Here is a 25405-nt window from a genome sequence, read left to right on the forward strand (position 1 = left end):
GAGGTTGACTACCATGAGCTACTCTTTTCAAATACAACAACTGATACAAAGATTAGGGGAGCATAAACTTCAGATACAATGCCTATAAAAGATACAATATCAGATGCAGAGTTCCTACTCAGCTTTAGCAGAGAGGGCTCCCACTAAAAGTAAAAGTGATGCTGATGCATCGCTTTTACACTGGCTATCAATCACATATTAAGAGCCACTAAGGAGGTAAGCCAAAACGAAAACGTTGGCCTCAGCCAACGTTTTCTAATACTTTAAGAGCTAACTGTTTTACCAACAGTCTTCTTATTTATAAACTCTTTTTATTCATAAGTTCATATACTTCAATCAACTCATTCTTAAAGCTGACATTATTAGGTTCCAGTTTTATAGCTTCCTGTAAATCGTCTTTTGCACCACTGTAATCACCTTTACACTTTTTCGCTTTGGCCCGGTCAACAAAGTATAAGCTTTCTTTAATAGCACCTAGCTCCTGTTTATAGAGGCGAATAGCTTCATCGTAATAACGAACCGCTTCATCACACCGATTCTTGCACATCAGTATTGATGCTTTTGTGTGATTATTATATCGTGTTTTTTCCAGCGCCAATGCCTTATCTATACTTTCCATTGCATCATTACAATAACCAGCCTGGTATTGCGCCCAAGCCAGGTTATTTAGCGCACTAGCGTTTGAAGGATAGAGTTCAAGGGCTTTCTTAAAATCTGCTATTGCCAAATTATAATACTTGCCGTTTAAGTGGTCAGAGCCATCTTTTAGGTATTTTTTAAATTGCTCCTCATTATTCTCTTCTTTCTTATAATAGATAAAAGAGTTTATTCGTCTTCCCTTATCCCACTGTTCTTTTATTTTAGAAGTAGGGAATGATGTTTCTGGAAGAAAGGCCGTTTCGCCCTTAGAGGTAGCCTGTTTGGTCATTACTACAATCCACTGCTTGCCATCATGCTCAATTGAGGTAATGTTATACTTATCATCATACTGCTCTTGTATCCAGCTGCTAGGAAACGACTCACTGGCCTTGAATTTCTGGTGCTCATACGTCTCCATTACAGTAAGAATTACAGCCCAAATGCCGTTTCCATAAGCCAGGTCAGTAATATTATAGCGAGAGTTCTCCTTCCACGTATCGTCTATATATTTCTTCATACCATCCCAAGTATCGCGCGTTCCCCAGCTTTGCGTTTTTACGTTTTTGTCTGTGGCCATTATTACAAACCACGCTCCATTGCCATACGTAACCTTGGTAATATACTTTTTATTATCCCACTCACCTTTTATCCAATCTGAAGGGAAGTCTGGGCCCCATTTCCAGGAGACAGTCGTTTCAACAGCTGTGTAGGTAGTAACTACATACCATTTACCATCGCCATAGACAATCTCTGTAGGCACATACCCCTTTTTTAACTGGTCGGAGATATAGGTACTAGCACTTTCTAAAGAATAAAAATAGTCATACGACTGTGCTGCGGTTCCCTGTGTCATCACAGCAGACCACTGATTTTGGGCGCTGAGACAGAGGGTAAAAAGACAAAAGAGGGTACTGAAAATCAATCTCATAGTTGGCGGTTTTGGCTTCCGATAACCTGCTAAAAGCAAATAAGCAAGCCTAGGGAATTACTTTAAAAATACGCGCAAAGTTAAGCCCATGCAACATTTCATAAGAAAAATCACTTAGTTGTCGTTAGTCAACGACCAACAAAGTCTAAATAATCGCATGATGACCTATAAGGCGTTAAGACAATAGTTATTTTTTATAATAAAGTTTTGCGACAATCCCATATATACAGCCAGCACGAATAATTACATCTGTATCTAAATACTTTAAGTGATATCCCACCAAAGTATCATATGGCTGTAGGGTAGTTTTTTAGGTCCAGCCATTCAAATCCTAAGGGATTGCAGCAGTATATAAACTTTCATAAGTCAAACAGTTTAATTAATAGCGATTGCTACCACCTAGATGCACCTATTTCTGATATTACACAAGCTTATCTTCTTAAATAAAAAAAATCTTTTAAAATCCAATAAGGATAATAAAAGCATAGCCTTAAGTATTGGCAAGAAACCCGTTTTATTAAACAAATAGTTTGGTGGGAAACCAGAAACAACGAAATGGGTTTGTTTCTCAGCGCAAATGCTAGAAATGAGTCCTGTACTATAAGGTATAGACTTTCTTAAATTGTGCTATCAATCCATTTATTAAACTAGGATTCAGTTGCACGTAACGTCATCGGAGGCGTTTTCCATTTATTGGTCTCTTTAGGGGGACTTTTCTTAGGCTCTTTACGCTGACTTTCCTTACGCGTTTTAATAACATCGATCACCTTTACCACAACATCCCGCACAGGAGCGCCAACACCTAAGCGCTGGGCATTAGAATTTGCAGGAGATATCATCATGCTGGTAGGATCAAACACTACGTAATCATCAGCATTCTGTGCCACTGAATCTGCAACCCCTTCTGGCACATATACCTGTATTTTCGTTTGCTGGTAGTTGTTGGGCAGATACCGTACAAAATAGCCTTCTTCCTGCTTATACCATTGATCGCGCTTCATATGAGGCTTACTGATTTGAGAAGGAGTAGTCAATACCGCCAGGCGCTCATAGGCTTCATACGATGAGGATCCAACATCCAACAACTGTTGTAAGCTGCTTTGAAACCCTGACGATGGTAAAACCCTCGCCACCGTCCTTGCTGCTCCCAACACGCCACCGTTCAATTCAAAGATCTGCTTAGGAGTCAATAATTGCCAGGCAGCTGATTGTACATCTGGGGATAGTTTTTGAAACTGAGAACGACTCACTACAGACCATAACAAGAGCTGTATGTTCTTTTGATCGAGTTGAGATTGCTTACGTGAATTAAGCAGGATATCTTCAATGATCTCTTTGCGTGGACCTTGTAGGGATGCCTGAAAATACGCATCGTTAGATGAAGGTCCCGGTGTGCCGGGCTGAAGACAATAGGTCTTAAAATCAGCTTCATAAAAGCCCGGCGCTAATACAAAGGCTCCATCTGTTGTTCGCGGCAGCTCCGTCAAGGCAACAGGTGTTTTGCCTTCTGTAAGATCGCCAGGAGCAAATAAGCTGGTATCTACTTCTTCAAAATGAGTTGCAAGCGATTGCTTATTCTTGGTGCTATTCCTACTGGCAGAATTAGTAAAGGTTTTTTTATGTGCCGTAGACGCACAGCCGTATAATAGAATAACAAGCAATAATGCTGAGAGTAAATGTTTTGCCATAAGGTACGTTTAGGTGTTATGTGTTGAGCAGGATATTGGATGAGATATACAGGCATACAAATGCTGCTACCAAGGTGTAAACTTATTTGCTTTTTTGAAATAATAAGGGCAGTAAAGTATTGTTAAGGTTGTTTTCATAACCTATATACTACTCCAAACAATAGTAGCTGGGAAATAAAGCATTTTATTAGCTTCATAATTCAAGGTTAATGTGGTTAAGAAAAATATCTATGCTATCTACAAGCTACTAAAATATATAGTGTACAAACTGTAACTAGTCATATGACACTGCACTAGTACCCTGTGCGTTCCAAGCCAGACGACATATTTATGCCAGATGGAGATTGTTTTCTTAAGGCTGGCATCCTCAAGTACAAGCGGCGAATTAAAGGGCTGCAACCATTTATTCTAATCCTTTTTGACAATAATAGAACCTTTATCAATCAATGCCAACAATAAAGCAAGCTGATACTAAACACCAATTATTTATTCTGTTAATAATTAATACTTTCACATCTTCCGCTGTATAAAGTAGTCAAGAAAAGGATACTTCTAAATTAAACTAGTCAAATGCAAGTCATGCTAAAACACTCTTTACTCCTTATTTTTTGTCTAGTTCATTTTTCGATTTACTCTCAGATAACAGACAGTTCCTATACAATCTATTTAGAACAATTCATTGAACTTAGTAATACAAGGGCCCTGCAACCAACCGAAATCCAAAAAACTATAAAAGACTTCAAGTCAAATAATTTAAATTCCAATGAAGATTTTGCAAAACTATGTTCCAGACTTTACCCCAAAGACAAAGGGATAGGCATCCTGCTCTACTTCTTTCATAGAGATACATTGAAAAGGGTTTTCGTTGAACCAGGTAACGTAATAGAGGAAACAGCAATACCCATTAAAAAAGAAGCCCTTTTAAAACTAAGTGATGATTTAAATTATGCGCTAAACCTCTATAATTTAACTGCCAATCGAGCCCCCACGTTACGAGGAGGAATAAGGATTGACAAAAAGGAAGAGAACACGGGACAGAGTTTAAGTAAAATAACTTCTGATCTAACATCTCTTTTGCTACCGAGTAAGTTTAGTGATAAGTATCGGCATTTAATTATCATCCCCTGTTTGAATATAGGTGTTTTACCCTTCCATTTATTGAAGCCATATAAAGACGATTCTTACCTTATAGACAAATGCAGTTTTACGATTGCTCCAACTTTAGTTGACTTCGTTGGCTTACGATCGAGAGTAATAAAAGCCTTGGGAATGAACGTTGAATATATAAAGGATTTTGATGTAGCCATAAATTCAACAGACTTCGCTGAAGGTCTCATAAAATTTTCAATAGAAAATCCTTTATTTATTTCAAACCCTGACTATCCTAAGAATAGTGAGTATTTTTTTCCAGATTTACCAGGAGCAGAAAGAGAGATTGACAGCGCTTTACGATATGCTGCACGATACAGTTTATTAAAAGGTAAAGAGGCATCAAAAGCGCTTGTTATTGAATCTTTAAATCACTCTGACATTGCATATTTTGCTACACATGGTATGTCAAATGCCGAAAATCCTAAAGACAAAAGCTATTTAGTATTAAGCGGAGATGATCCATTTTTAACATCAAAGGAAATACAGGACTTGCGATTAAAGAAGGACTTTGCCATGCCTGAACTGGTAATATTATCGGCTTGCCAAACCGGATTAGGCAAGGCAACAGAGGCTGGTATTGCTGGATCTCTTGCCAGGTCATTTATTTTGAGTGGCAGTAACCAGGTGATTACAAGTTTATGGAGTGTTGATGATAATGCAACAGCCTACCTTATGAATCGTTTTTTCTTTCATTTAGCTAACTCAGAATATTTTATTCCAGCAGAACATTTAAGAAAAGCAATTCTTGATACCAAAAATAAATTTCCTAATCCCGCTCACTGGGCAAGCTTTTCATTAGTAGGCGTAGATTATGGTATAAGATAGATGCACAATCCCTCCATTTGGTGCAAGCTTGCAGGCAGGTTATTACAGGTGGGCGTTCTTGCGCCGTACTGTCAGAGAGGTCTTACTAACAACAGTCTGTGCTTATCATAGCACGGCACAAGTACCCTATGCACCCTAAGCCAGGCGGCATACTTCCGACAGATGGGGGCAGATCTATTTTACGTTGTTCAATTGTGCCACGATTTCTTCTGCGATTCCTTCAAGCCCATGTTGTGATCCTGGATCAGATTCATTTGTCAAAAGAACAATTCCAACTTTACTCTCTGGATAGATTACACAGTAACTTGAAAAACCAAATGTCCCACCACTTTGCCAAATCTTTTTTTGCTTTTTTGATGTTATTTGCTCTTGCCAATTCAGCCCAATTGCATAATCATTAATCTCACCCATCGTTACTTTGTGTGATAAGGCAACCACTTCATTGTTTTCGTCTAAATGAAATTTCAAATACTGCAGCATATCAGATGTTGTTGAAAATATGCCACCGGCTGCATCAAGTATTTGTGGATTGTATGGCATAAGTTTTCCTTTATCATTATAACCTTTTACCAAAAGTGTAGCGTCATTCTTTGTATATAGAGAATTGGTGTTTTGCATTTTCAAAGGCTTGGTTATGTATTCACTTAAAAGTTTGTCATATGGCATTTTATACACCTTTTCCAAAATGAACTTTAGAAGCTGAGCACCTGCATTTGAATAATGAAATTTATACCCCGGGATGGTGTCTAATTGAACGGTATGCAAGTCGTCAAAGAACTTTTGTTTTGAATAGTTCTGTTGAATTTTGGAAATAGTAAAAGGTAAAGTATCAAAATTTGGTTTTTTAAAAAGATCCGGATTGTCAGGAAGGAAAAAAGGAAGTCCTGAAATATGACTTACCAGATGCGATAGCTTTATTGGCTTTCCTTGATATTCCAAGTTAGGGTAATTGCCGTCAAGATACTTTCTAATGTCATCATCCAATTTTACTTTTTTGTCTTTAACTGCTTGGGCAAGTAATGTTCCTGTAAATGTTTTAGATATTGAGCCTATCTCATAAACCGTTTTATTTGTTGGTAAACTTTGCTTTCCTTTTTGTGTGGTGCCGTAATTATAATAATGCACTTCGCCATTTTTGTAGATACCAATTGAAAGTCCAACTTTTGAAGTATCGCTAATAAAAGGTATTGTAGCTTTTTGAACAATGGTGTCTATTTGACTTTTGAGTTTGTTGTCACTCTGAATAATGGGTTTAATAGTTTGTGTTTGCCCAGCGAATGAGTGGTGTATGTTGACAGGACCTTTTGTATTGGTTTGGCCACTGCATAAATAAGGAGCTCCAAACGCAAGTAAGGAAATAGCGTAGAAAGCTTTTAATTGTTTTTTACACATGTAATTGTTTGAAATATTTTACAACAAACATATATAAAAGCTTTCAACTACGATATGCTTCGTATTACTATTTTAGAGACTTTAACAGGCCATACATAAAAGTTCACTAAAGCCGATGAAACCGTTTACGAAAAAGTAAGTTGTCTATGAATGTATTTGCGGTCTTAAAACACAAGACTGATACTTGCTATAACATCTAGCACCTCTTGCAAAAGATGAATAATCAGATAGCTTATCGCTAACGGAGCGAGGATTGGTGAAGTAGCGGAATTTGAAAATTTGCTGCTTCATTTCCTTGCTAGCGTTGTTTGTTGTTTGAAGCTGAAAGATAGCACGTCATCCGCTATTTTACCGATCCTGTGTTAGCAGCACTGTTCTTCAGTTTGTACCATCTAAAAAACAAAAGAACGATAGCGATAGCCATAATGCTTTTAATGACTAACAGTATCAGGTTGTACTTCTCTTCAGTCAGTTGGCTTATACCTAAAGAAGCTAAGGGCGGGTAAGATGTCCATCCATAAGTTATATAATCAATAAGGAAAATAAAAACAATCCCTGTTGACAAAGCCGTTATGAATGCGGCCTTGTCTCTCCTTGGAGAATAATAAAGTCTTACAAAGAAGTAAATAAAAATTATTAGCAGTAACACAGAAACAAAGAACCCCCACAAATTATAAGCAACATAGCTATCCATTATTTTAATTGATATAATGCCATGTTCAAAGCTCGGTTGCCATAACATTGCAAATAAACTACTGACTACTATCAGAGCCAAGCAGAAACAAACAATATAAAAAGGAATTGATTTACGCTTTCTCATTTTGGAGGTTCTCACTCATTGCTGATAACGTAGTGAAGCTTTCCGAAGTACAGGTAGTCGGTGTTCATGCCGCTCAGGTTGGTACTAAGATAAATAGAATTGATTAGTTGAGCCTATGTACTGCCTCCTGTATTTTGGGAAACCTGTATTAGCGGCTGCTTATTCTAGCATATCCAACGACCAACCCTTATCACCACGCTTTTCTTTCCATTCCCAGTAGGTCCCATAAAAGTCATCATGCAGAAACGGCATATCTTCTTCAAGGTCTTCTGGCTTATCTATTAGAAATACTCCAGACCACTTTTCTGTTTCAATGTCGGGAGCTGTAGTGCCGTCGAGGGTATTGAAAAAGGAGAAGAAAACTTCGGCAGTATTATTGGCTAACAGTTTACGAAGGGCTGTCATTACTGATTCATTTCCTTTCAACTGTGTTAATGCTTGTGCTTCTGCTTCTGTCAACCCTCCATTAGGAGGATAAGTAATGGATAAGGGCTTACCTTCCAAAATAGCCTTTGCTTTAGCATTGGCATAGTCTTCAATTTGCTTATGAAGAGAAAGTAAAAGTGGGGTTCTGTTATTATCAGATAATTGCATAGAGAGTTAAGTTACCGCTAACGGAACAAGTATTGCTGCCAGTGGTGGCCGTCCGTGATCCTGTTGTAGGATTAAAGGTAAGGGGTTGATTCGAATTGTTATGCTGGTTACAGGTATGCTTCCACCATTGCAGCAATATCGTGTGCTTGTTGCACAACTCAGCCTCCTAAAGCCACTGTAAAAGTGGTAAATTAAACCATGCAAGGAAAGAAACCTTTTCAAGACAAGCGCCTTGCTTCCTTCCGCCTCTCGGAGCGGGTGCCGCGTGACAACTTCTACCGCCGCTTAAAAGCAATCATGGATGTGGAGTGGCTCTATGAAGCCACCCAAAAGTACTATGGCCGTGAGGGCCACAAATCGCTGGACCCGGTGGTGTTCTTCAAACTCATTTTAATTGGTTATCTCGAGAACCTCTTAAGCGATCGAAGAATCATCCAGACCGTCAGCCTGCGCCTGGATCTTTTGTACTTTATCGGTTACTCCCTGGACGAACCGCTGCCCTGGCATTCTACCATCAGCCGCACGCGTCAACTTCTGGGTGAAGAGGTCTTTAAAGAACTCTTCAAACGGGTCTTACGCCAGTGTGTGCAACAAGGCATGGTGAAGGGCAAACGCCAGGCCCTGGACTCGGTGCATGTCAAAGCCAATGCGTCGATGGACTCCTTAAAAGAAAAAGAAATTGTGCAGGACGGGGAAGCCTATGCAGGTGAACTCGGTGAAGATGCAGAGGACGAAGAGCAAACAGAAAAGCAAACCGTCTCCGTCTTCAAACACCAGCAAGTGCAGTGGCATCACGGCTGGAAGCGGAAGGCCTACAAAGGGCGGCCCAGTGGTGGATGGCGGGCTCGCTTTGTCTCCAACCACACCCACTACAGCACTACCGATGGGGATGCCCGTGTGGCCGTCAAACCCGGCAAGCCCCGCCAGTTAAACTATTTGGGGCAACTCAGTGTCGATACCGCCCATCACGTTATTACTTGTATACAGGCCGACTATGCCAGTAAAAAAGACTCGCAGTGTTTGCCCTCATTACTCCGGCATACCATTGACAATGTAAAGGCGGTAGGCTTAAAAGTAAAAGAAGTACTCTGCGATGCGGGCTACTCCTCTTCGGAGGCCCTAAAAGCACTGAAGCAGTACCGTGTCACCGGCTATATCCCCAACTTTGGGCAATATAAACCCACCCGGGAAGGCTTCCGCTATTTTGCCGGCGGGGATTATTACCAATGCTCCCGGGGAGTAAGGCTTCCTTTTAAACGCATCAAGGACTCTCATGATGGCACGTACCAGATGCGGGTCTACAGAAGCAGTTCTTTGGATTGCAGGAACTGCCCTTTGAGAAAAACCTGTATTGGTAAAAGTGATTTTAAAAAGATTGAAGACACTGTAGACAAACCCCTCTATGATGAGATGCATCTCCGGCTACAAACCCGCAAAGCCAAACGTATGAAACGGCTTAGGCAAGCCACCGTCGAACCGGTGATTGGTACCCTGGTGAACTTTTTAGGGATGCGACGAGTGAACACAAGAGGCATCCAGCTGGCCAACAAGTGTTTGCTGATGGCCGCCGTGTGTTATAATTTGAAAAGACTCCTAAAATGGATGGGGAAAGCCGAAGGCAAAGGCGAAAAAACGCTTGGCCAGCTACTGGTTATGCTGTACTGGCTACCGGTTCTCTACAGCCGAAGAGGAGAGCAAATACAAACCAGCTTAAGCTACGCTTGCTAAAATCAAAAAACCACATACAAATACTGTTTTAGTTCCGAGTTGTGCAACAGCCACTCGTGTTATACAACGGCATCAGGCATCACAATTCATGATAATGCGCTTCATTAGGTATTTCTATCCAGCCATCTTCAGGCTGTTTAACGTTGGTTTGCCTGTAGAATTGATAATTGGCCAGTAGTCGGCATTGCTGCGGATTTGAAGGAAGCACCTGCACTAAATACCTGTTTCCTACAATATTCCCCCCTAAAGTGATATGCTTACTACTTTGATACACTTGGCCTTTAAATTTAAACTGATAATAGACAATCTGGCCTCGGGTAGTCACTTCATACTTTGTAATGTACCCAACTACATAGACACCCTTTTGCTCAATAACGGCATCTTCTTTCTTCTGAAAAAAGCCTACAGCGATGACTATTAAAGCGGTAGCAACAACAATTAGAATTCGCCATTTATTGGCTCTTACAAATTGAAATACGTTAGCAGGTAGCTGGCTCATTAGAAGGTTCTCTGAAAATAAAGGTTGTTATTGTTGTTGTATAACTATCAAATATACGAACCACTTTCAGTTTATCACCTTTCTTAGAATTTAGTCTACCCGGCACATTTACAAGTAGTTGCAGGTGCGCATCCTTTGTTGCCAGAAGCTTGTTTCCTGCTTATCTTCTGCCCTCCGGCAACAAAGAAACGAACTTGGTTATGTTAAACAGGCAACCTGAAAAACGCACCTGCATATCCTTATACACTGCCCATTTTATCCAGCATTGTTATCTTTGTAGCCCCTCTTAATTTTTCTTCTTTAAGCTTTTCTTCCTTCATTCTTTTACCCTTGTTTTGAACTTCTTCGGAGATTTCCGAAGGCGTCTCGAAGCAGTCCCGAACAAGCCTCGAAGGATCTCAAACCCAAATGATGCAATAAGCTCATTTTCAACCATGTATTACGTTTAGATATCCAACTTTCATTTCCTAAAGTGGGGGAAACGTGCCCAAACGTGCCCAAACGTTCCCAAAAATGCCCAAACGTGCCTTTTCGTGCCATTTTGTGCCCAAACGTTCCCAAACGTGCCCAAACAGGGAAGTGACCCTTTGGCGCTATGGTATGTTTGCACTGTCATCGTTACTCACCACTGCTACACCGGTTACAGCAGCTAATAGTAAAAAGGACATTTATTATTAAATCAATTTTTAAATCACTAAAATTTTATTTTTTATGGCTCGTATTAGTAAGGGCATTTTAGGCCCCGTAAATGGTTTAGTAGGCACTGTAGTAGGCAGCAGCTGGAGAGGTATTAATTATGTTCGTAGCAAACCTACTCGCAGCAGTAAAGCAGCACCAAGCCAGGCACAGCTGGACCAGCAGTCGAAATTCCGTTTAGTAACCAAATTTGTGCAAACCATGGGTGCACTACTGGATTACACCTTTAAAGACTACGCTATCAAAAAAACCGGCCGCAACAGTGCTACTTCATTCTTATTGAAAAATGCTGTTACCGGTGCTTCACCCGACTTTACGCTCGACTATCCGCAAGTGCTGATTAGCCGAGGCGATCTGCCGGGAGCTTCGGGAGCAAGTGCCAATGCTGGCATTGACCGAACGGTAACTTTTTCATGGGCCAATAATACCGGCACCGGCAAGGCCCTGGAAACCGACAAAGCTGTAGTAGTGATCTATTGCCCAATGATGGACCGCAGTATCTATAGCATTACCGATGCAACACGCAGAGGAGGTACAACGAATATCGATACCCGTGCCTTTAGCGGGCAAACGGTTCACACCTGGATGGGGTTCCTGTCGGCCAATGGCAAAGAGGTAGCCAATAGCGTATATACAGGGCAGTTAGTTATCGCATAAGTTTTATTGCTTAGTCATAATATTAATTGTTAAAGCCCGCTGTGTCTACAGCGGGCTTGTTATATAAGCAATCGGTCAGGTATATCTCCTCACCTTCGCTTCTGATATTATACAGACAATACTTTCTTTATTACGAAAAGTCTTTACCTACAATCGTCCAATCGTTGTTACCAAAGCCTTTTTCTATCCATTGATCCATTACACCAGCTATAGCAGGTAAGAGTGAGAGTTGGATGTTGTTTTGTTGAGCAGAATCCAAGAACAACTGAGTGTCTTTTCTAGCCATGGCTAGCTCCCAGGAAGGATTGGTATGATCATCCATAGATAATCGCTTCAGGCGTGCATCGGCCTGTGCACCGGGGTTCCAATCTTGAAATAATTTCAGTATATCATCAACCCCTACGCCTTGCGCTTTTGCCACACCCATCATGTCTCTTAAGCCAAAAGCAAAACAAACCAGGAAGGCGTTGCCTATCAGTTTTATAGAGGCTGCTTTGCCTACTTCCGGTCCATAATGAATTAGCTTACCAGTCATTGGCTTTAGTTCCGGCTCCAGCGTTTTAATTAGCGCTTCATCGCCCGAAATCAGCATATAACCGGTACTATCCAGTGCATTGGCTGGGCCCATAAACACCGGTGCATGCTGGTAAGTAACGCCTCTCTCCTTCCAGTAAGCCGTTCTGCGAATAACACCTTCTTTAGATGTAGTGGTATGATCTATAATAATAGCACCAGGTGTAAAGCCAGCACTGGCAGCTTCCAGCACTTCATCTACCGATACATCATCTTTCAAGGTTACATGAATGCGGGTGACACCCTGTACCGCTTCTTTCACATCTGCAAAAGCGGTTGCACCAAACTGTTCCAGCCCCATAGCCTTTGCTGTGGTACGGTTCCACACCTGCACGCTCTCCCCTCTTTTGGCCATAGCCTTCACAAAGTTGGAACCCAATAATCCCATTCCTAAAAATGCTTTCTTATCCATATCCTTTTTATTAATTACAAGTTTTAAAATTAAACACTACAGGCTTTCTAGCTATTTAACAACAGGAACTCAACTGCCTTGGCAGGAACCATCAAGTGCCCCAAGCCGTAATTACCAAGGTTCTAGAGCCTCCCTGGTTGCGGTGCTCGCAAAGATAGATACCCTGCCAGGTTCCCAGTGCTAATTGTCCATTACGTATGGGTATCAATACCGAGCTACCCAATAGGGATGCTTTCAGGTGAGCCGGCATATCATCGGGCCCTTCATAATCGTGTGCATAGTCGGAATCGTTTTCCTTTACTGTTTTATTGAAGAACATTTCAAAGTCCTTGCGCACTGTAGGGTCGGCATTTTCATTAATGGTTAGCGAGGCCGATGTATGCTGAATAAATACCTGACAAAGTCCTGTTGTTATCTCACCTAATTGAGGCAAGGCCTGCTCTACTTCTGCAGTGATGAGGTGAAAGCCTCTACGCTTTTGGGGTAATGCTATGGTTTGCTGATAGATCTTCATGTACCAACCGTATTTTCTATTTACAAAGTTTAAAGCAATGATTCAATACTAAAAGCATGCAATTCTGAATAGGTATAAAAACAAACAAGGTCCTATAAAACTAGGACCTTGTTTGTTGGTTTATCTTTTATGCTTTACAGCGGGTCTGCTGTAACCTTAAATTTTGAGTCTGCCTTTACAGTTAACTCTTTTGCCACGCTAGAGCGTAACGTCACATCTGTGTAAAGTGTAAAGCTCTCGGCTTTTATATACTTATCTAGTTTTGAAGAACCTGGTACTAAATCAATTGCAGAAACACCGGTAGGCACATTATCCAGCGATGCCAGGAGTACTTTGTCTGAATTATCCGTTCCTATGTAAATTTTGATCGTTTTCAAAAAATCGAAATTCTCTGCTGCGGGATCTATTATGGTAAGCGACAATTTAGTTAAACTGACATCTTTTACCAGGTTGGCGCTTGTATTATTGTTTTTAAACGACTCCTGGGAACTAACCGTAGCTGGAACAGGCGAAATAACAGGTACGTTAATTAATCCTGTAGCAGGTATTTTAATATTGCTTGAGTTCTTTATTTCAAACGTGAGTAATTCATTTACTTTTTCACAACTGAATAAACACAGGAGGAATAAAGGAAGAAAGAAAATAGTCTTTTTCATATGTTAAGATTAGACAGGCAATTTAGAGCATTACACAAAACGAATTTCACCCTACTTACCTATTCCTTAAAAACCATAATTAATTGCTATAGTGTACTTCTTAGAAAAAAGCATTTTGAACAGATCATCCGGCAACACACTTCTTTTCTTACAACAATTCTACACTAAACAGCAGTAAGCGCTTTTGCTTTCTGGTAAAGCTCTTGTGCATGAAAGGGTTTCAACAATACATCGTTAAAGCCCATATCCAACACCTCTTTACTGGCTATTGCATCGGCTGTCATTAGCAGCACTGGTCCTGTGTAGCTTTTTTCCTGCCGCAGCTTCTTTACAGTCTCAACACCATCTAACACCGGCATATGCATATCCATTAATATCAGGTCGTAGTTTTTATTAGCCAGCTTAGCAATTGCTTGCTCGCCATTGTTGGCTTCATCTACAACTACTCCTTGGCGTTCCAGGTATTTGCGGGTTACCATTACATTAATAGGATTATCTTCTGTAATCAACACACTCAGGCCACTTAACTTATCTGCCCATGAGTCTTCTTTTATTTCTTTTACTACTGTTGGCTGTATGGCTTTTAGCTTCAGTTGAAACGAAAAGCTAGAGCCTACGTTTGGCGTAGAAGCTACCTGTATACAAGACCCCATAGCCTCTACCAGTTTTTTAGTAATAGCCAGCCCCAGTCCTGTACCCCCAAACTGCCGGTTTACGCCGGTATGCGCCTGCATAAACTGCTCAAAAATGCGCTGCTCCTGTTCTTTGCTAAAACCAATTCCCGTATCTTTTACTTCAAATAGCAGGTCAACCGATTGCGCGGTTGTAGTTATAGGCTTAACATGCAGGCTTACGCTTCCTTCCAATGTAAATTTTACAGCATTCCCTATCAGGTTATTGAGGATCTGCGTTAAGCGGGTGGGATCTGCCACTACCACTTCCGGCACTCCTTTATCAAGAGTAGCTTTAAGGCAAATACCTTTTTCTTTTGCTTTGGGATCATGTGTTTTGCGTACTTCATCTACCAGCTTTGGCAGGCTAAACTCCACTTCTTCAAGCATTACACTACCTGAAGTGATTTTGTTGTAGTCCAGAATATCATTTACAATCGAAAGCAGGTTTTTAGAAGCGAACTGTAGTGTATTGATATAGGCCTGCTGTTCTGGCTTTGGGGCTTCAGTTTGAAGAATTTCTACAATACCTATGATACCATTCAGTGGTGTTCTGATTTCGTGGCTCATGGTAGAAAGAAATTGTTCCTGTGCCGCACGAGCTGCATCAGCCTCTTGCTTTAGCTCCCTTTCAGTTATAGCCAACCGCTGCAGTTCTTTATTTTGCTTACGCACCTCCAATAAAATACCAGCTTGCTGTGTTAGCTTGCGAATGGCATTCTTTTGTTCTTCGTTTAGTGTTTTGGGCTGGGTATGACAAACGCACAAGGCGCCAAGGTTATACCCCTTAGGCGAACGGATAGGTGCACCAGCATAAAACCGAATTCCTGCTTCTATAGTAAATGGATTATCAAAAAAGCGCTCATCTTCTAAGAGATCCTCTACCAGGAAAAGATCATTCTGTAGAATGGTATGTGCACACATAGAGCCTTCACGCACCATTGTTGTGTCGCCTAATCCAAAATTGGCTTTCCCCCATTGTCTGTGTTTATCGATAAAATTGATGACGGAAAAATCGGTCTGGCAAATGAACGCTGCCAGTTCAACCAGGTGGTTGAAGTCTTGATCTTCTTCTGTATCCAGAATTTGGTAAGCGTATAAATCCTGTATCCGCTTTTCTTCATTAATAGGTAGAGGGGCAGCTAACATAAAGTATTACATAGGATATTTACGCAAAAAAAGCGGATTTTATTGAATTCACGCCTACTTTGACTAGAATCATTAGCCAACTCTATCATCCCTAAATAGATATATTCAAGTGACTCCTATAGGTGCAGTTAAGCATTTTACCCCATTTCAGTTTAACTAAATGCGGAGAGCATAGACTGGCACTTAGACAAAAGCCCGTTTTTAGCTACTCCCAAATACTCTTAAACCGACTACCCCTGTAGTTCTCTTACCACACCAAATTCAAGGTATACAACTAATTATAAGTCAGAATAAATAGTAATTTCGGCTTCATACTCTTAACCATGCAGTCTACAACCATTAGTGGAAGGCCGGCCCATACCCTTGAATTTTTAGCCGGCGGTGGAGAATTGGGTGAAATGATCAGAAAGTTTGACTGGTCATCAACACCTCTGGGCCCTTTTGAAAAATGGCCTCAAAGTTTACGTACTTGTATTCGCATTATGCTTACATCCCGCCAGCCCATATGGATTGGCTGGGGGAAAGACCTCATTAAGTTCTATAACGATCCTTATAAGGCCATTGTAGGGGGCAAGCATCCCTGGGCGCTGGGGTCGCCTGCCTCTATGGTGTGGAAAGACATCTGGAGAGATATTGAGCCTATGCTTAAGCAGGTTATGGAAAAAGATGAAGGCACGTATGTGGAGTCGCAGCTACTGATCATGGAGCGCAATGGCTACCCGGAAGAAACGTACTATACCTTTTCCTATACTCCCATACCTGGTGATGATGGAAAGACAGAAGGGATGTTTTGTGCCAATACGGACGACACTGATAAAATCATCAGCGAACGTCAATTACGGACGCTAACGCAATTGGGTAAGCGATTAACGGATTGCCAAAGCAACCGGGATGTTATTGAAAAGACCATCTATACCTTACAGGAGAACCCATATGATTTCCCTTTTGCTCTATTCCGGACTATCGCCGATGGCAAAGCCATTCTGGAGCGCTCAACACTGTTAGATGCAGAACAGAAAATATTTCCAAAAGATATTCACTTAAACTCTGATGATCCTGTTGCACTTGCAATAAATATGGCGCTGTATACCGGAGAGCTTCAAGTGTTTAAAAACCCCAAAGAGAGGCTACCAACTGTACCTACTGGTGCATGGCAGGTGCCGCCAACACAAGGTATTATTATACCCATTATACAAACCGGGATCAATGAACCATATGGCATACTGTCTGTTGGTGCAAATCCATACCGGCTGCTGAATGAAAAGTATTTGAGCTTTATAACATTGGTAGGCGACCAGGTAGCTACCGCCTTTGCCGATGTGCATGTATTGGAGGAAGAACGTAAACGTTCAGAAGCGCTCGCCGAAATTGACAAAGCAAAAACCATCTTCTTTTCTAACATCAGCCATGAATTCAGAACGCCACTAACCTTACTATTAGGGCCTATTGAAGAAGTAATGAATGACCCTGATACCATTGGTGAAAACAAGGTGCGCATGGACGTTGCCTATCGGAATGCCTTGCGCATGCAGCGGTTGGTAAACACCTTGCTGGAATTCTCCCGAATTGAAGCAGGACGATTGGAAGGTCGTTTTACCAAAGTGGATATTTGCTCGTTTACACAAGAGTTGGCCAGCACCTTTAGATCAGCCATTGAGAAGGCTGGCATGCAGTTGAAATTTGATTACAGCGCTATTCAATCGGATGTGTATGTAGATGTAGATATGTGGGAAAAGATTGTACTCAACCTTATATCCAATGCCTTCAAATACAGTAAAGAAGGAACAATATCTATTTCCGTAAAAGAAGTGAGTCAGAAGATCCTGTTTTCAGTTACAGATACAGGCGTTGGTATACCGCAAGATCATCTGAGTAAGATCTTTGACCGTTTTCACCGAATTGAGAATATACAAGGCAGAAGCCAGGAAGGATCCGGTATTGGCCTGGCTATGGTTAAAGAACTGGTACGATTACACCAAGGCGTTATAGATGTAGAAAGTACCGTTGGGAAAGGCTCTACATTTACAGTGGCTATTCCGGTAGGCTTAGACCATTTACCAGAAAACAAAATAGTAAAAGACGCGGCGGCACCTATAACCACGCGCTATGCAAATGCTTTTGTACAGGAGGCCATGAAATGGATCCCTACATCAGAATCAGAGTTGCAGGAAGCAGGCCTGCCCATTTCTTCAAAAGAAATTTCATTACTAGACACACCTCCTTCAGATAAAAAATACAAAGTGCTGGTAGCAGATGACAACAGGGATATGCGCGAATATCTTGAGCGCTTATTGTCTGTGCAGTTTGAAGTAATTACAGCTGTGGATGGAGAAGACGCCTATCAAAAAGTATTGCAACATTATCCAGACCTATTACTCACTGATGTAATGATGCCTCGACTGGATGGATTTGGTTTGCTTGAAAAAGTGCGTCAGCACCCAGACAGTAAAATGATACCTGTTATTCTATTGTCGGCACGCGCTGGCGAAGAAGCTAAGGTGGAAGGATTAGAAGCCGGAGCTGATGATTACCTGGTAAAACCTTTCTCAGCTAAAGAATTGCTGGCCCGGGTAGATGCCAATATTAAAATTTCAAAGACCCGTATTGCTGCAGCCAAGAACCTGAAAGATATAATTCAACAATCACAGATAGCCACTACCCTATTGCAAGGTCCATCCTTTGTCATTGAATTGGCTAATGAAAAAGCGCTTGAGCTTTGGGGCAGAAGCCATGAAGAGGTTATCAACAGACCTATTTTACAAGCCCTCCCTGAAATAGCGGAGCAGGGTTTTGGCTATTTACTGGAAGATGTATTTACCACCGGAAGAATACACAAGGCTTACGAAATACCCGTAGAACTGGTTCGTTTTGGAAAGCCGGAATTGGTATACTTAAACTTTATTTATCAGCCATTGCGCAATGACGACAATAAGATCACATCTATCATTGCAGTAGGGCTAGACGTAACTGAGCAGGTAATAAGCCGGAAAAAATTAGAGCAAAGTGAAAAAGAATTAAATGAATTGGCCAATGCTGTTCCACAATTAGTTTGGGCTGCTAATGAGGCTGGTAAGATTACTTATTATAATGACCGGGTAGCCGAATTTGCTGGTGCCTATAAAAATGAAGATGATACTTGGTCCTGGCAAGGACTTGTTCACCCGGATGATGCGAAAGCTACTGAAAATGCCTGGAGTCAAGCACTGGAACATGGAACAGTATATCAGGCGGAGCACCGTGTACAAATGAAGGATGGCAGCTATCGCTGGTATTTAAGTCGCGGATATCCTTACAAAGATAAAGATGGCAATATCATTAAATGGTTTGGCAGTGCCACCGATATACACGCATCTAAAGAACATGCAACCATACTGGAAGCGGAAGTAAAAAAGCGCACAGCAGAATTGTCGGAATTGAATGTTTCCTTAAAACGCTCTAACAGTGAGTTGCAGCAATTTGCACACGTAGCCAGTCATGATCTAAGAGAGCCACTGCGTAAGATCAAAACCTTTATTGGTCGCTTGGCCGATGATCCAGGCAACTCGTTAACGGAACGCTCAACTACTTTCGTACAAAAAGTCAATTCAGCTTCCGATAGGATGTTTTCCATGATTGAAGGGGTATTAAACTATTCGGTTCTCAATACTAGTGATCAAAGAATAGAAGCGGTTCAACTTAGCACGCTTATACAAAACATTGAATCTGACCTGGAGTTACTTATCACGCAGAAAAAGGCTGTTATTCGGTATTCAGCGCTACCGGTTATAGAAGGATCTGCAGTATTGCTGTACCAGCTATTCTATAATTTGATCAATAATTCATTGAAGTTCTCTAAACCCGACACGCCGCCTGTAATAGATATAGATGCAACTGATGAACATGGCCATGAAAAAGAATGGACATTGATCAAAGTACAGGACAACGGAATTGGTTTTGAGCAGGAGTATGCCGAAAAGATATTTGAAAGCTTTACACGCCTCAATTCAAAGGATCAATTTGAAGGTACAGGTTTAGGATTGTCCTTATGTAAAAGGATCGTAGAACGCCATGGAGGGTATATTGAAGCAACAGGAGAATTGGATAAAGGCGCTAGTTTTTCTATTCATCTTCCGATCATACAAAATCGCAAGAGTATATAAACTATGAAGAGAGTTGTTTTAGTTGATGACGACAGGGACGATGCAGAACTGTTTCAAGAAGCCTTAGAAGAGGTAGACAACAATTTACATTTTCAGCATTTTGAAAATGCACAGTCTGCCTTAACTGAATGGAATACCTCAACGAAAGTATTGCCTGATGTCATTTTTCTGGACCTTAATTTACCGCAGGTTAGTGGCTGGGAGATTTTAAAACATCTGAGACAAACCAATCACCTGGCAACTATTCCGGTAGTTATGTATACAACTTCATCACAGAAGCAAGAGGCAGAAATTGCTCACAACCTGGGCGCTAATTACTTTATTACCAAGCCTACTGATTACAATGAGTTGAAACGATTGTTGACAGAGGTGTTGGGTAAAGTTTTAGTATAACAACCAGATCCAAATAGATGCCCAAGAGGTAGTCACACAAAGTCGAAAGAAAGAAGGGGTGTTTTATAAACTTTGGGGTAGCTAGAAATCTACACTAAAAGATGCTACTCCAAAATTATCTGAACTAAAAGGGCTGAAATAAAAAAAGCCTGCCCTGCACCTTCCAAAATAGTATTCAGCAAATAGGCCGCGCTGAAGTTCCAGATCGGATTCAAACAACCTTGTCCTTTGAGCCATAAGACCTGTACGTATTGCCTTAATTGGTCTTATAGCTAATTCTGAATACGTATAAAAGAAGTTATTTTCTTTCGTTTTAAAGTCAAACAGGTATTCACTTTCAGAATAGAAATCAAACTTCTTATAAATGATCTCCGTTTCTAAACCAGGCGCTATACCATTTGTATTTCCAAAAACAACGCCCCCCATGGGCACCAGTACAAACTCAACGGCTTTGCCAAACTTAAATCTCCGTCCTGCCCAAAGAGATGCGGTGTTCTTGTCTTCATAATTATAGCGGCCTTCCAGGTGTAGCGTTTTGTGTCGGGCATAAAAAGTAGGATTAAAAAAATCCTTTTCATCAGGGATAATGAATAATTCAGCCCAGGCTGAAAATTTCCATTGAGAACTAGTAGAATCGATTTTATTCTCTTGTGCCGACAATTTTAATGAGGCAAAGCCTAGTAATAACAATAAATACTTTTTCATATTTATCCCCCCAATGCAATTGTTATTGCCACCAGCAGTATTCCAATTAAAGTGACGGCAGCACTCATTTTCCATTTACTGAATCCTGCATATTTAGCCACCGACCACCCACATAAAAACATCATTATTATAGCAACCAAGTTTGAAACTCTTAAAGCAAGCATTGTATTATGCATAAATACAAATGGCACAACAACGGGGAAAGTTGTAATAAATACAAGGATAAAAAGAGCTATAGCTCTCTTTATATCATTAAATGTCAAATGCACTTTTCCTGAAACGCCGGGAAGTTTCATTAATCTACTTCTTATTTGCTCCAAATCCTCTTTCTCTAATACCGAGGCTACTACGGGTGGCAAGGCATGAGAAATGCACCTTCTTGCTTTTTCTTTGTCTGAGGTTTTTTGAATAGAATCGAATATTATTTTGTTTCTGCTATTTTGAGCTAAGACTCCAATGAGGTACATGGTTGCATCAACAAACCCCCAAGCCAGATTACAACCAATTGCACCAACAAGTAATTGCCTAATTTCAGCTCGATGAGTATTGGCAATACTAATTGAGCAAGTAAAGCTGAGCGCCATTATTAATCCGAACAAGATTTCTTCCGCTCGATCCATCGGATTCAATAACCTTGGAGATTTGACAAAATCTTCCATAAAAAGAATTTAAACTTCTAAAGCTCCGTACCCTTGCTGCCGTTGTCACTTCTTGACGCCGTAATAATGGCCATATTGAAAACTCCATATTATTTGACAGCAAGAGGCAGAAAAATTTAGGTCACCGAAAGATTTATTTGCAAAGTTACTTGTGGACGCTGCCTAGTATCTTAACTTATCTGGGATGGCAGGCTTGAAAACTAATTGATACAAGGAAAAATGATCAAAGAGAAAGCAATCATTCTTTTGGTAGACTGATAATAAAAAAAAGGAGTCACATTTCTGTGACTCCTTCGTTTGTTTTTGTCGGGAAGACAGGATTCGAACCTGCGACCCCCTGGTCCCAAACCAGGTGCGCTACCGGCCTGCGCTACTTCCCGGTCCTGTTATCGGGCTGCAAAGGTAAGTGTTCTTTACATTCCGATAACATTTTATTTTTCAGCGGTGAGGGAGGGATTCGAACCCTCGGTAGAGCTTTAAGGCCCTACGACGGTTTAGCAAACCGTTGATTTCAGCCACTCATCCACCTCACCTCCTTTTGCAAGGGGTGGCAAAAATAAAGGTAAGTGTCGAATTACCAAAAAAAAGAAACCCCAAATTCTAAAATTAATTTTAGAATTTGGGGTCTTACTACGTTCTTTCAATGTTTACAAAGAAGCCAATTGCACTTTTTGCTGCAACTCCATTACATTATCTCTGAATACACCATCAGTATCCATCAAATCTTTTACAGTTTGACAAGAGTGTATAACTGTAGTATGATCGCGGCCACCAAAGTGTTCTCCAATAGTCTTTAAAGAATTTTTCGTGAATGCTTTTGCTAAATACATTGTTATCTGACGTGCCTGCACAATCTCACGCTTTCTTGTCTTTTGCAACAATTTATCATAGGCCACATCAAAATAATCACACACCAGTTTCTGAATGGTATCGATTGTAATTTCCTTGCTTGATGATTTTACAAAGTTCCGCAACACTTTCTTAGCTAATTCCAAATCTATTTCTCTACGGTTTAGCGAAGATTGTGCCAACAAAGAAATCAATGCGCCTTCTAACTCGCGCACGTTATTATTAATATTATAAGCAATATACTTAACAACCTCTGATGGCATCTCCAATCCATCATTCTTCATTTTACGCTCTAATATTTCAATGCGGGTTTCATAATCCGGCATTTGAATATCTGCGCTTAACCCCCAACGGAAGCGGCTTAATAAACGCTCTTGTACCCCTTCCAAATCTTTTGGCGGCTTATCGGAAGTTAACACCAGCTGCTTACCTGATTGGTGCAAGTGATTGAAGATGGCAAAGAATGCATCTTGAGACTTTTCAGCTTTATTAAAGAATTGCACATCATCAATGATCAACACATCGATCAACTGATAAAAATGAATAAAATCATTGATGGCATTATTGCGGCTATGATCAACAAACTGATTGATAAACTTTTCAGAGCTCACATATAACACCACTTTATTTGGGTGCAAACGCTTTACATCATTACCTATTGCCTGCGCAAGGTGCGTTTTACCAAAACCCACACCACCATATATTACTAAAGGATTGAAAGAATTAGCACCTGGCTTTTCTGCAACGGTTTTGCCTGCACGACGAGCCACACGATTACAATCGCCCTCTACATAAGCATCAAATGTATAAATAGGATTTAGCTGCGGGTCGATATGCATTTTTTTCAACCCTGGTATCACAAACGGATTTTTTACTGGTGTATTGACCACCAAAGGGAAATCCATTTCATTATTGGAAAATGATTTATAGCCATGACCAGCTACATCAACCGTTACGGGCTTATTGTAATTGTTACCGCCGTCTACCATAATACGGTATTCCAGCTGGGCATCTTTACCCAACTCTCTTTTCAGCGTTTTAGCCAACAGGTTTACATAATGCTCCTCTAAGTACTCATAAAAGAATTGGCTAGGCACCTGAATGACTAGTATTTTTTCTTTTAAAGCAACTGGCTTAATGGGCTCAAACCATGTTTTGAAATGCTGCCATTCTACGATGTCTTTTATGATAGACAAACAGTTGGTCCAAACGAGATTGGCATTTTTCTCCATGTATATCGAACAGTTTTAGAATATGTTATTGAATTAATGAACAGTTAGTTTTTCACAAGATGTGTATAAATAAATTTGGATAGGACAACGAATATCTAAAGGAAGTTCGAGAAAAAAAATTTTTATATCTCAGTTTTTTGTGTAACTAATATGGATTGCGCTGAAATCATTTTTTTCTTGCTAGATTTTTCAAAAATAAAATCCAACCTACCCAGTTGTATACCCGCAAATCCGACTTGATTGATCAATACATCATCCCCCTTTTTATTCTTTATGACTACAGGTGCATCCAGGAACGTATGTGTATGACCTCCAATGATTAAGTCAATATTTTCCGACTCTTTTGCCAACACCTTGTCACACATTTTATTCTGATCTTCTTTATACTCATAACCTAGATGTGACAAACAAATAATCAGATCACAACCTTTTTGTTTTAATTCTGCGCTATATCTATTTGCCTGCTGAATGGGATCTAAATATTTTGTATTACCAAACAAATTGGCGGGCACCAATCCATCCATTGCAATACCCACTCCTAAGATACCAATCCTCAACCCTCCTTTCTTAAAAATCTTGTAAGGTTGAGAACGTCCTTCCATAGGCGTATTGGCAAAATCATAGTTACTGATAATCAACGGAAAAGAGGCATGCCGCTCTAACTGCAAGGCCAAGTTCCCTAACCCTGCGTCAAAGTCATGATTACCAATCGTTGTGGCATCATAACCCATAGAAGTCATGGCTTTGATCTCCGGCTCCCCTTTATATATATTAAAATAAGGAGTGCCCTGAAAAATATCACCAGCGTCTAATAATAACACGTGCTCTTCCTGCTTTCGGATCTGCTTTATGAGTTGTGCGCGAGCTGCCACCCCTCCTAATCCTTGATTACGACTCCCATCCATAGGGAAAGGATCTATGCGACTGTGTGTATCATTTGTATGAAGGATCGTTAACTTATGCGGCGCTTCAAAATAAGATGCTGCATGTGTCAGTTTAGAACCTACCAGAAAAGCTCCAGTTGTAAGTGCTGATTGTGTTAAAAACTTTCTTCTATTGAGCATTGGATACACGATTGTCTTCGGTTGCAGAAATATTTTTTCCTTGAGATTTCAATACTTTGATATAGTCAAAGATTGCATCACGCATTAAATAGCCATTTGTTTGCTGCGGAATAGGCTTTAGCATAGCAGCATTATCACCACCGTTTGCCACATAATCAGAATTAGCGATGATGTATGTTTTATTTAAATCAAGCGGCACCCCTCCTACCTTCACATTTACAGCTTTTTTATTTTGTATCTGCATAGTAAGTCCAGCTACTGGCCAGCCACCATGTGCAGCCGTTAAATCCAGGAATTGCTGCAACACATCGCCTTTTACTTTTTGCAGAATCAATAAATTGTCAAATGGCATTATTTCAAACACTTTACCACGAGTTACAGGACCAGCTGCCAACTGATTAATACGAATACCTCCATAATTAACAAAAGCTGCATCTACAGCCACGCCATATTTTTCTTTAGCCATTACATACATAGCATCAGCCATAAAATTATTCAAGCTACCTTCTGGCATTTTTTTATCTAAAGTCTTTTCAGCAACACCAATTACCTGATTCATCCCTCTTTCCACACTATCTCTATAGGGCTGCATCAACTGCAGCATGCCTGAATCCTTAGGCACTTCGGCTGTTATCCGATAATCCTTATACTCTGTTTTAGTAGGTAGAAATAATGTATTACAAGAAGCTAAGAAACAGAGCAGTAGAGCGATGGGCATACTCTGTATTTGTTTTCTAAAAGTGCGCATGTGTTTGAAATTCTGGGCCAAAA

The 25405-nt window shown here is 40.5% G+C and carries 20 protein-coding genes and 2 tRNA genes; 5 read left to right on the forward strand and 17 right to left on the reverse strand.

Features of this window, described 5'->3' with window-relative positions:
• Positions 1–298: 298 nt before the first annotated feature.
• Both SY85_RS08035 and SY85_RS08040 read right to left on the reverse strand, forming a co-directional pair.
• Positions 299–1567: a tetratricopeptide repeat protein gene (locus SY85_RS08035; protein WP_148661137.1), complete on the reverse strand. Its 1269-nt coding sequence runs from the start codon at positions 1565–1567 to the stop codon at positions 299–301.
• Between the two features lie 647 nt (positions 1568–2214).
• The gene (locus tag SY85_RS08040; protein ID WP_066403304.1) at positions 2215–3255 is read right to left on the reverse strand and encodes a hypothetical protein; all 1041 of its coding nucleotides are present in this window, start codon (positions 3253–3255) and stop codon (positions 2215–2217) included.
• Positions 3256–3825: 570 nt separating this feature from the next.
• Between SY85_RS08040 and SY85_RS08045 the strand changes: the two genes are divergently transcribed.
• Positions 3826–5232 (forward strand): CHAT domain-containing protein, encoded by a 1407-nt coding sequence (locus SY85_RS08045; protein WP_066403305.1) that lies wholly within the window; start codon positions 3826–3828, stop codon positions 5230–5232.
• 174 nt (positions 5233–5406) lie between these two features.
• Here SY85_RS08045 and SY85_RS08050 read toward each other — a convergent pair whose 3' ends face one another.
• The 3 genes from SY85_RS08050 to SY85_RS08060 form a co-directional block, all read right to left on the reverse strand.
• Positions 5407–6624, reverse strand: coding sequence for a serine hydrolase domain-containing protein (locus tag SY85_RS08050; protein ID WP_071890962.1), 1218 nt, complete (start codon positions 6622–6624; stop codon positions 5407–5409).
• A gap of 343 nt (positions 6625–6967) precedes the next feature.
• Positions 6968–7318 (reverse strand): hypothetical protein, encoded by a 351-nt coding sequence (locus SY85_RS08055; protein ID WP_066403307.1) that lies wholly within the window; start codon positions 7316–7318, stop codon positions 6968–6970.
• Between the two features lie 285 nt (positions 7319–7603).
• A complete protein-coding gene (locus SY85_RS08060; protein ID WP_066403309.1) occupies positions 7604–8038 on the reverse strand; it encodes a hypothetical protein in 435 nt (144 codons plus the stop codon).
• 198 nt (positions 8039–8236) lie between these two features.
• On the opposite strand from SY85_RS08060, the gene SY85_RS08065 reads away from it, so the two are divergent.
• Positions 8237–9766, forward strand: coding sequence for an IS1182 family transposase (locus SY85_RS08065; protein WP_066403313.1), 1530 nt, complete (start codon positions 8237–8239; stop codon positions 9764–9766).
• 79 nt (positions 9767–9845) lie between these two features.
• Here SY85_RS08065 and SY85_RS08070 read toward each other — a convergent pair whose 3' ends face one another.
• Complete coding sequence (locus SY85_RS08070; RefSeq protein ID WP_066403317.1) at positions 9846–10265, reverse strand: hypothetical protein; 420 nt, start codon at positions 10263–10265, stop codon at positions 9846–9848.
• A 711-nt stretch (positions 10266–10976) separates the two neighbouring features.
• Between SY85_RS08070 and SY85_RS08075 the strand changes: the two genes are divergently transcribed.
• Entirely contained in the window at positions 10977–11618 is a 642-nt protein-coding gene (locus SY85_RS08075; protein ID WP_066403319.1) for a DUF6266 family protein, read from the forward strand.
• Between the two features lie 130 nt (positions 11619–11748).
• Here SY85_RS08075 and SY85_RS08080 read toward each other — a convergent pair whose 3' ends face one another.
• From SY85_RS08080 to SY85_RS08095, 4 genes are all read right to left on the reverse strand, one after another.
• Positions 11749–12603: an NAD(P)-dependent oxidoreductase gene (locus SY85_RS08080; protein ID WP_066403321.1), complete on the reverse strand. Its 855-nt coding sequence runs from the start codon at positions 12601–12603 to the stop codon at positions 11749–11751.
• A gap of 91 nt (positions 12604–12694) precedes the next feature.
• Positions 12695–13117 (reverse strand): secondary thiamine-phosphate synthase enzyme YjbQ, encoded by a 423-nt coding sequence (locus SY85_RS08085; protein ID WP_066403323.1) that lies wholly within the window; start codon positions 13115–13117, stop codon positions 12695–12697.
• 134 nt (positions 13118–13251) lie between these two features.
• Positions 13252–13773 carry a hypothetical protein gene (locus SY85_RS08090; RefSeq protein ID WP_066403333.1) on the reverse strand — a complete coding sequence of 174 codons (522 nt, stop codon included), beginning with the start codon at positions 13771–13773 and terminating at the stop codon, positions 13252–13254.
• A 164-nt stretch (positions 13774–13937) separates the two neighbouring features.
• A complete protein-coding gene (locus SY85_RS08095) occupies positions 13938–15593 on the reverse strand; it encodes a GAF domain-containing hybrid sensor histidine kinase/response regulator (RefSeq protein WP_066403335.1) in 1656 nt (551 codons plus the stop codon).
• 323 nt (positions 15594–15916) lie between these two features.
• On the opposite strand from SY85_RS08095, the gene SY85_RS08100 reads away from it, so the two are divergent.
• Together SY85_RS08100 and SY85_RS08105 are read left to right on the forward strand one after the other, a co-directional pair.
• The gene (locus SY85_RS08100) at positions 15917–19732 is read left to right on the forward strand and encodes an ATP-binding protein (protein ID WP_066403338.1); all 3816 of its coding nucleotides are present in this window, start codon (positions 15917–15919) and stop codon (positions 19730–19732) included.
• A gap of 3 nt (positions 19733–19735) precedes the next feature.
• A complete protein-coding gene (locus SY85_RS08105) occupies positions 19736–20125 on the forward strand; it encodes a response regulator (RefSeq protein ID WP_066403340.1) in 390 nt (129 codons plus the stop codon).
• A gap of 81 nt (positions 20126–20206) precedes the next feature.
• On the opposite strand, the gene SY85_RS08110 is transcribed toward SY85_RS08105, so the two are convergent.
• The 7 genes from SY85_RS08110 to SY85_RS08140 all read right to left on the reverse strand — a co-directional run bounded on the left by SY85_RS08110 (position 20207) and on the right by SY85_RS08140 (position 25352).
• The gene (locus tag SY85_RS08110) at positions 20207–20830 is read right to left on the reverse strand and encodes a hypothetical protein (protein ID WP_066403342.1); all 624 of its coding nucleotides are present in this window, start codon (positions 20828–20830) and stop codon (positions 20207–20209) included.
• Between the two features lie 2 nt (positions 20831–20832).
• Entirely contained in the window at positions 20833–21489 is a 657-nt protein-coding gene (locus tag SY85_RS08115) for a VIT1/CCC1 transporter family protein (RefSeq protein WP_066403344.1), read from the reverse strand.
• Positions 21490–21795: 306 nt separating this feature from the next.
• A tRNA-Pro gene (locus SY85_RS08120) sits at positions 21796–21869 on the reverse strand.
• Positions 21870–21931: 62 nt separating this feature from the next.
• Positions 21932–22022 (reverse strand) — tRNA-Ser (locus SY85_RS08125).
• A 114-nt stretch (positions 22023–22136) separates the two neighbouring features.
• Positions 22137–23570: a chromosomal replication initiator protein DnaA gene (dnaA, locus tag SY85_RS08130; RefSeq protein ID WP_066403346.1), complete on the reverse strand. Its 1434-nt coding sequence runs from the start codon at positions 23568–23570 to the stop codon at positions 22137–22139.
• 122 nt (positions 23571–23692) lie between these two features.
• Positions 23693–24634 carry a bifunctional metallophosphatase/5'-nucleotidase gene (locus tag SY85_RS08135; protein WP_066403348.1) on the reverse strand — a complete coding sequence of 314 codons (942 nt, stop codon included), beginning with the start codon at positions 24632–24634 and terminating at the stop codon, positions 23693–23695.
• Positions 24624–25352: a 5'-nucleotidase C-terminal domain-containing protein gene (locus SY85_RS08140; RefSeq protein WP_066403350.1), complete on the reverse strand. Its 729-nt coding sequence runs from the start codon at positions 25350–25352 to the stop codon at positions 24624–24626. The genes SY85_RS08135 and SY85_RS08140 overlap by 11 nt, the downstream gene beginning before the upstream one ends.
• Positions 25353–25405 lie beyond the last annotated feature (53 nt).

The sequence above is a fragment of the Flavisolibacter tropicus genome (genome assembly GCF_001644645.1).
Classification (GTDB): Bacteria; Bacteroidota; Bacteroidia; order Chitinophagales; family Chitinophagaceae; genus Flavisolibacter; species Flavisolibacter tropicus.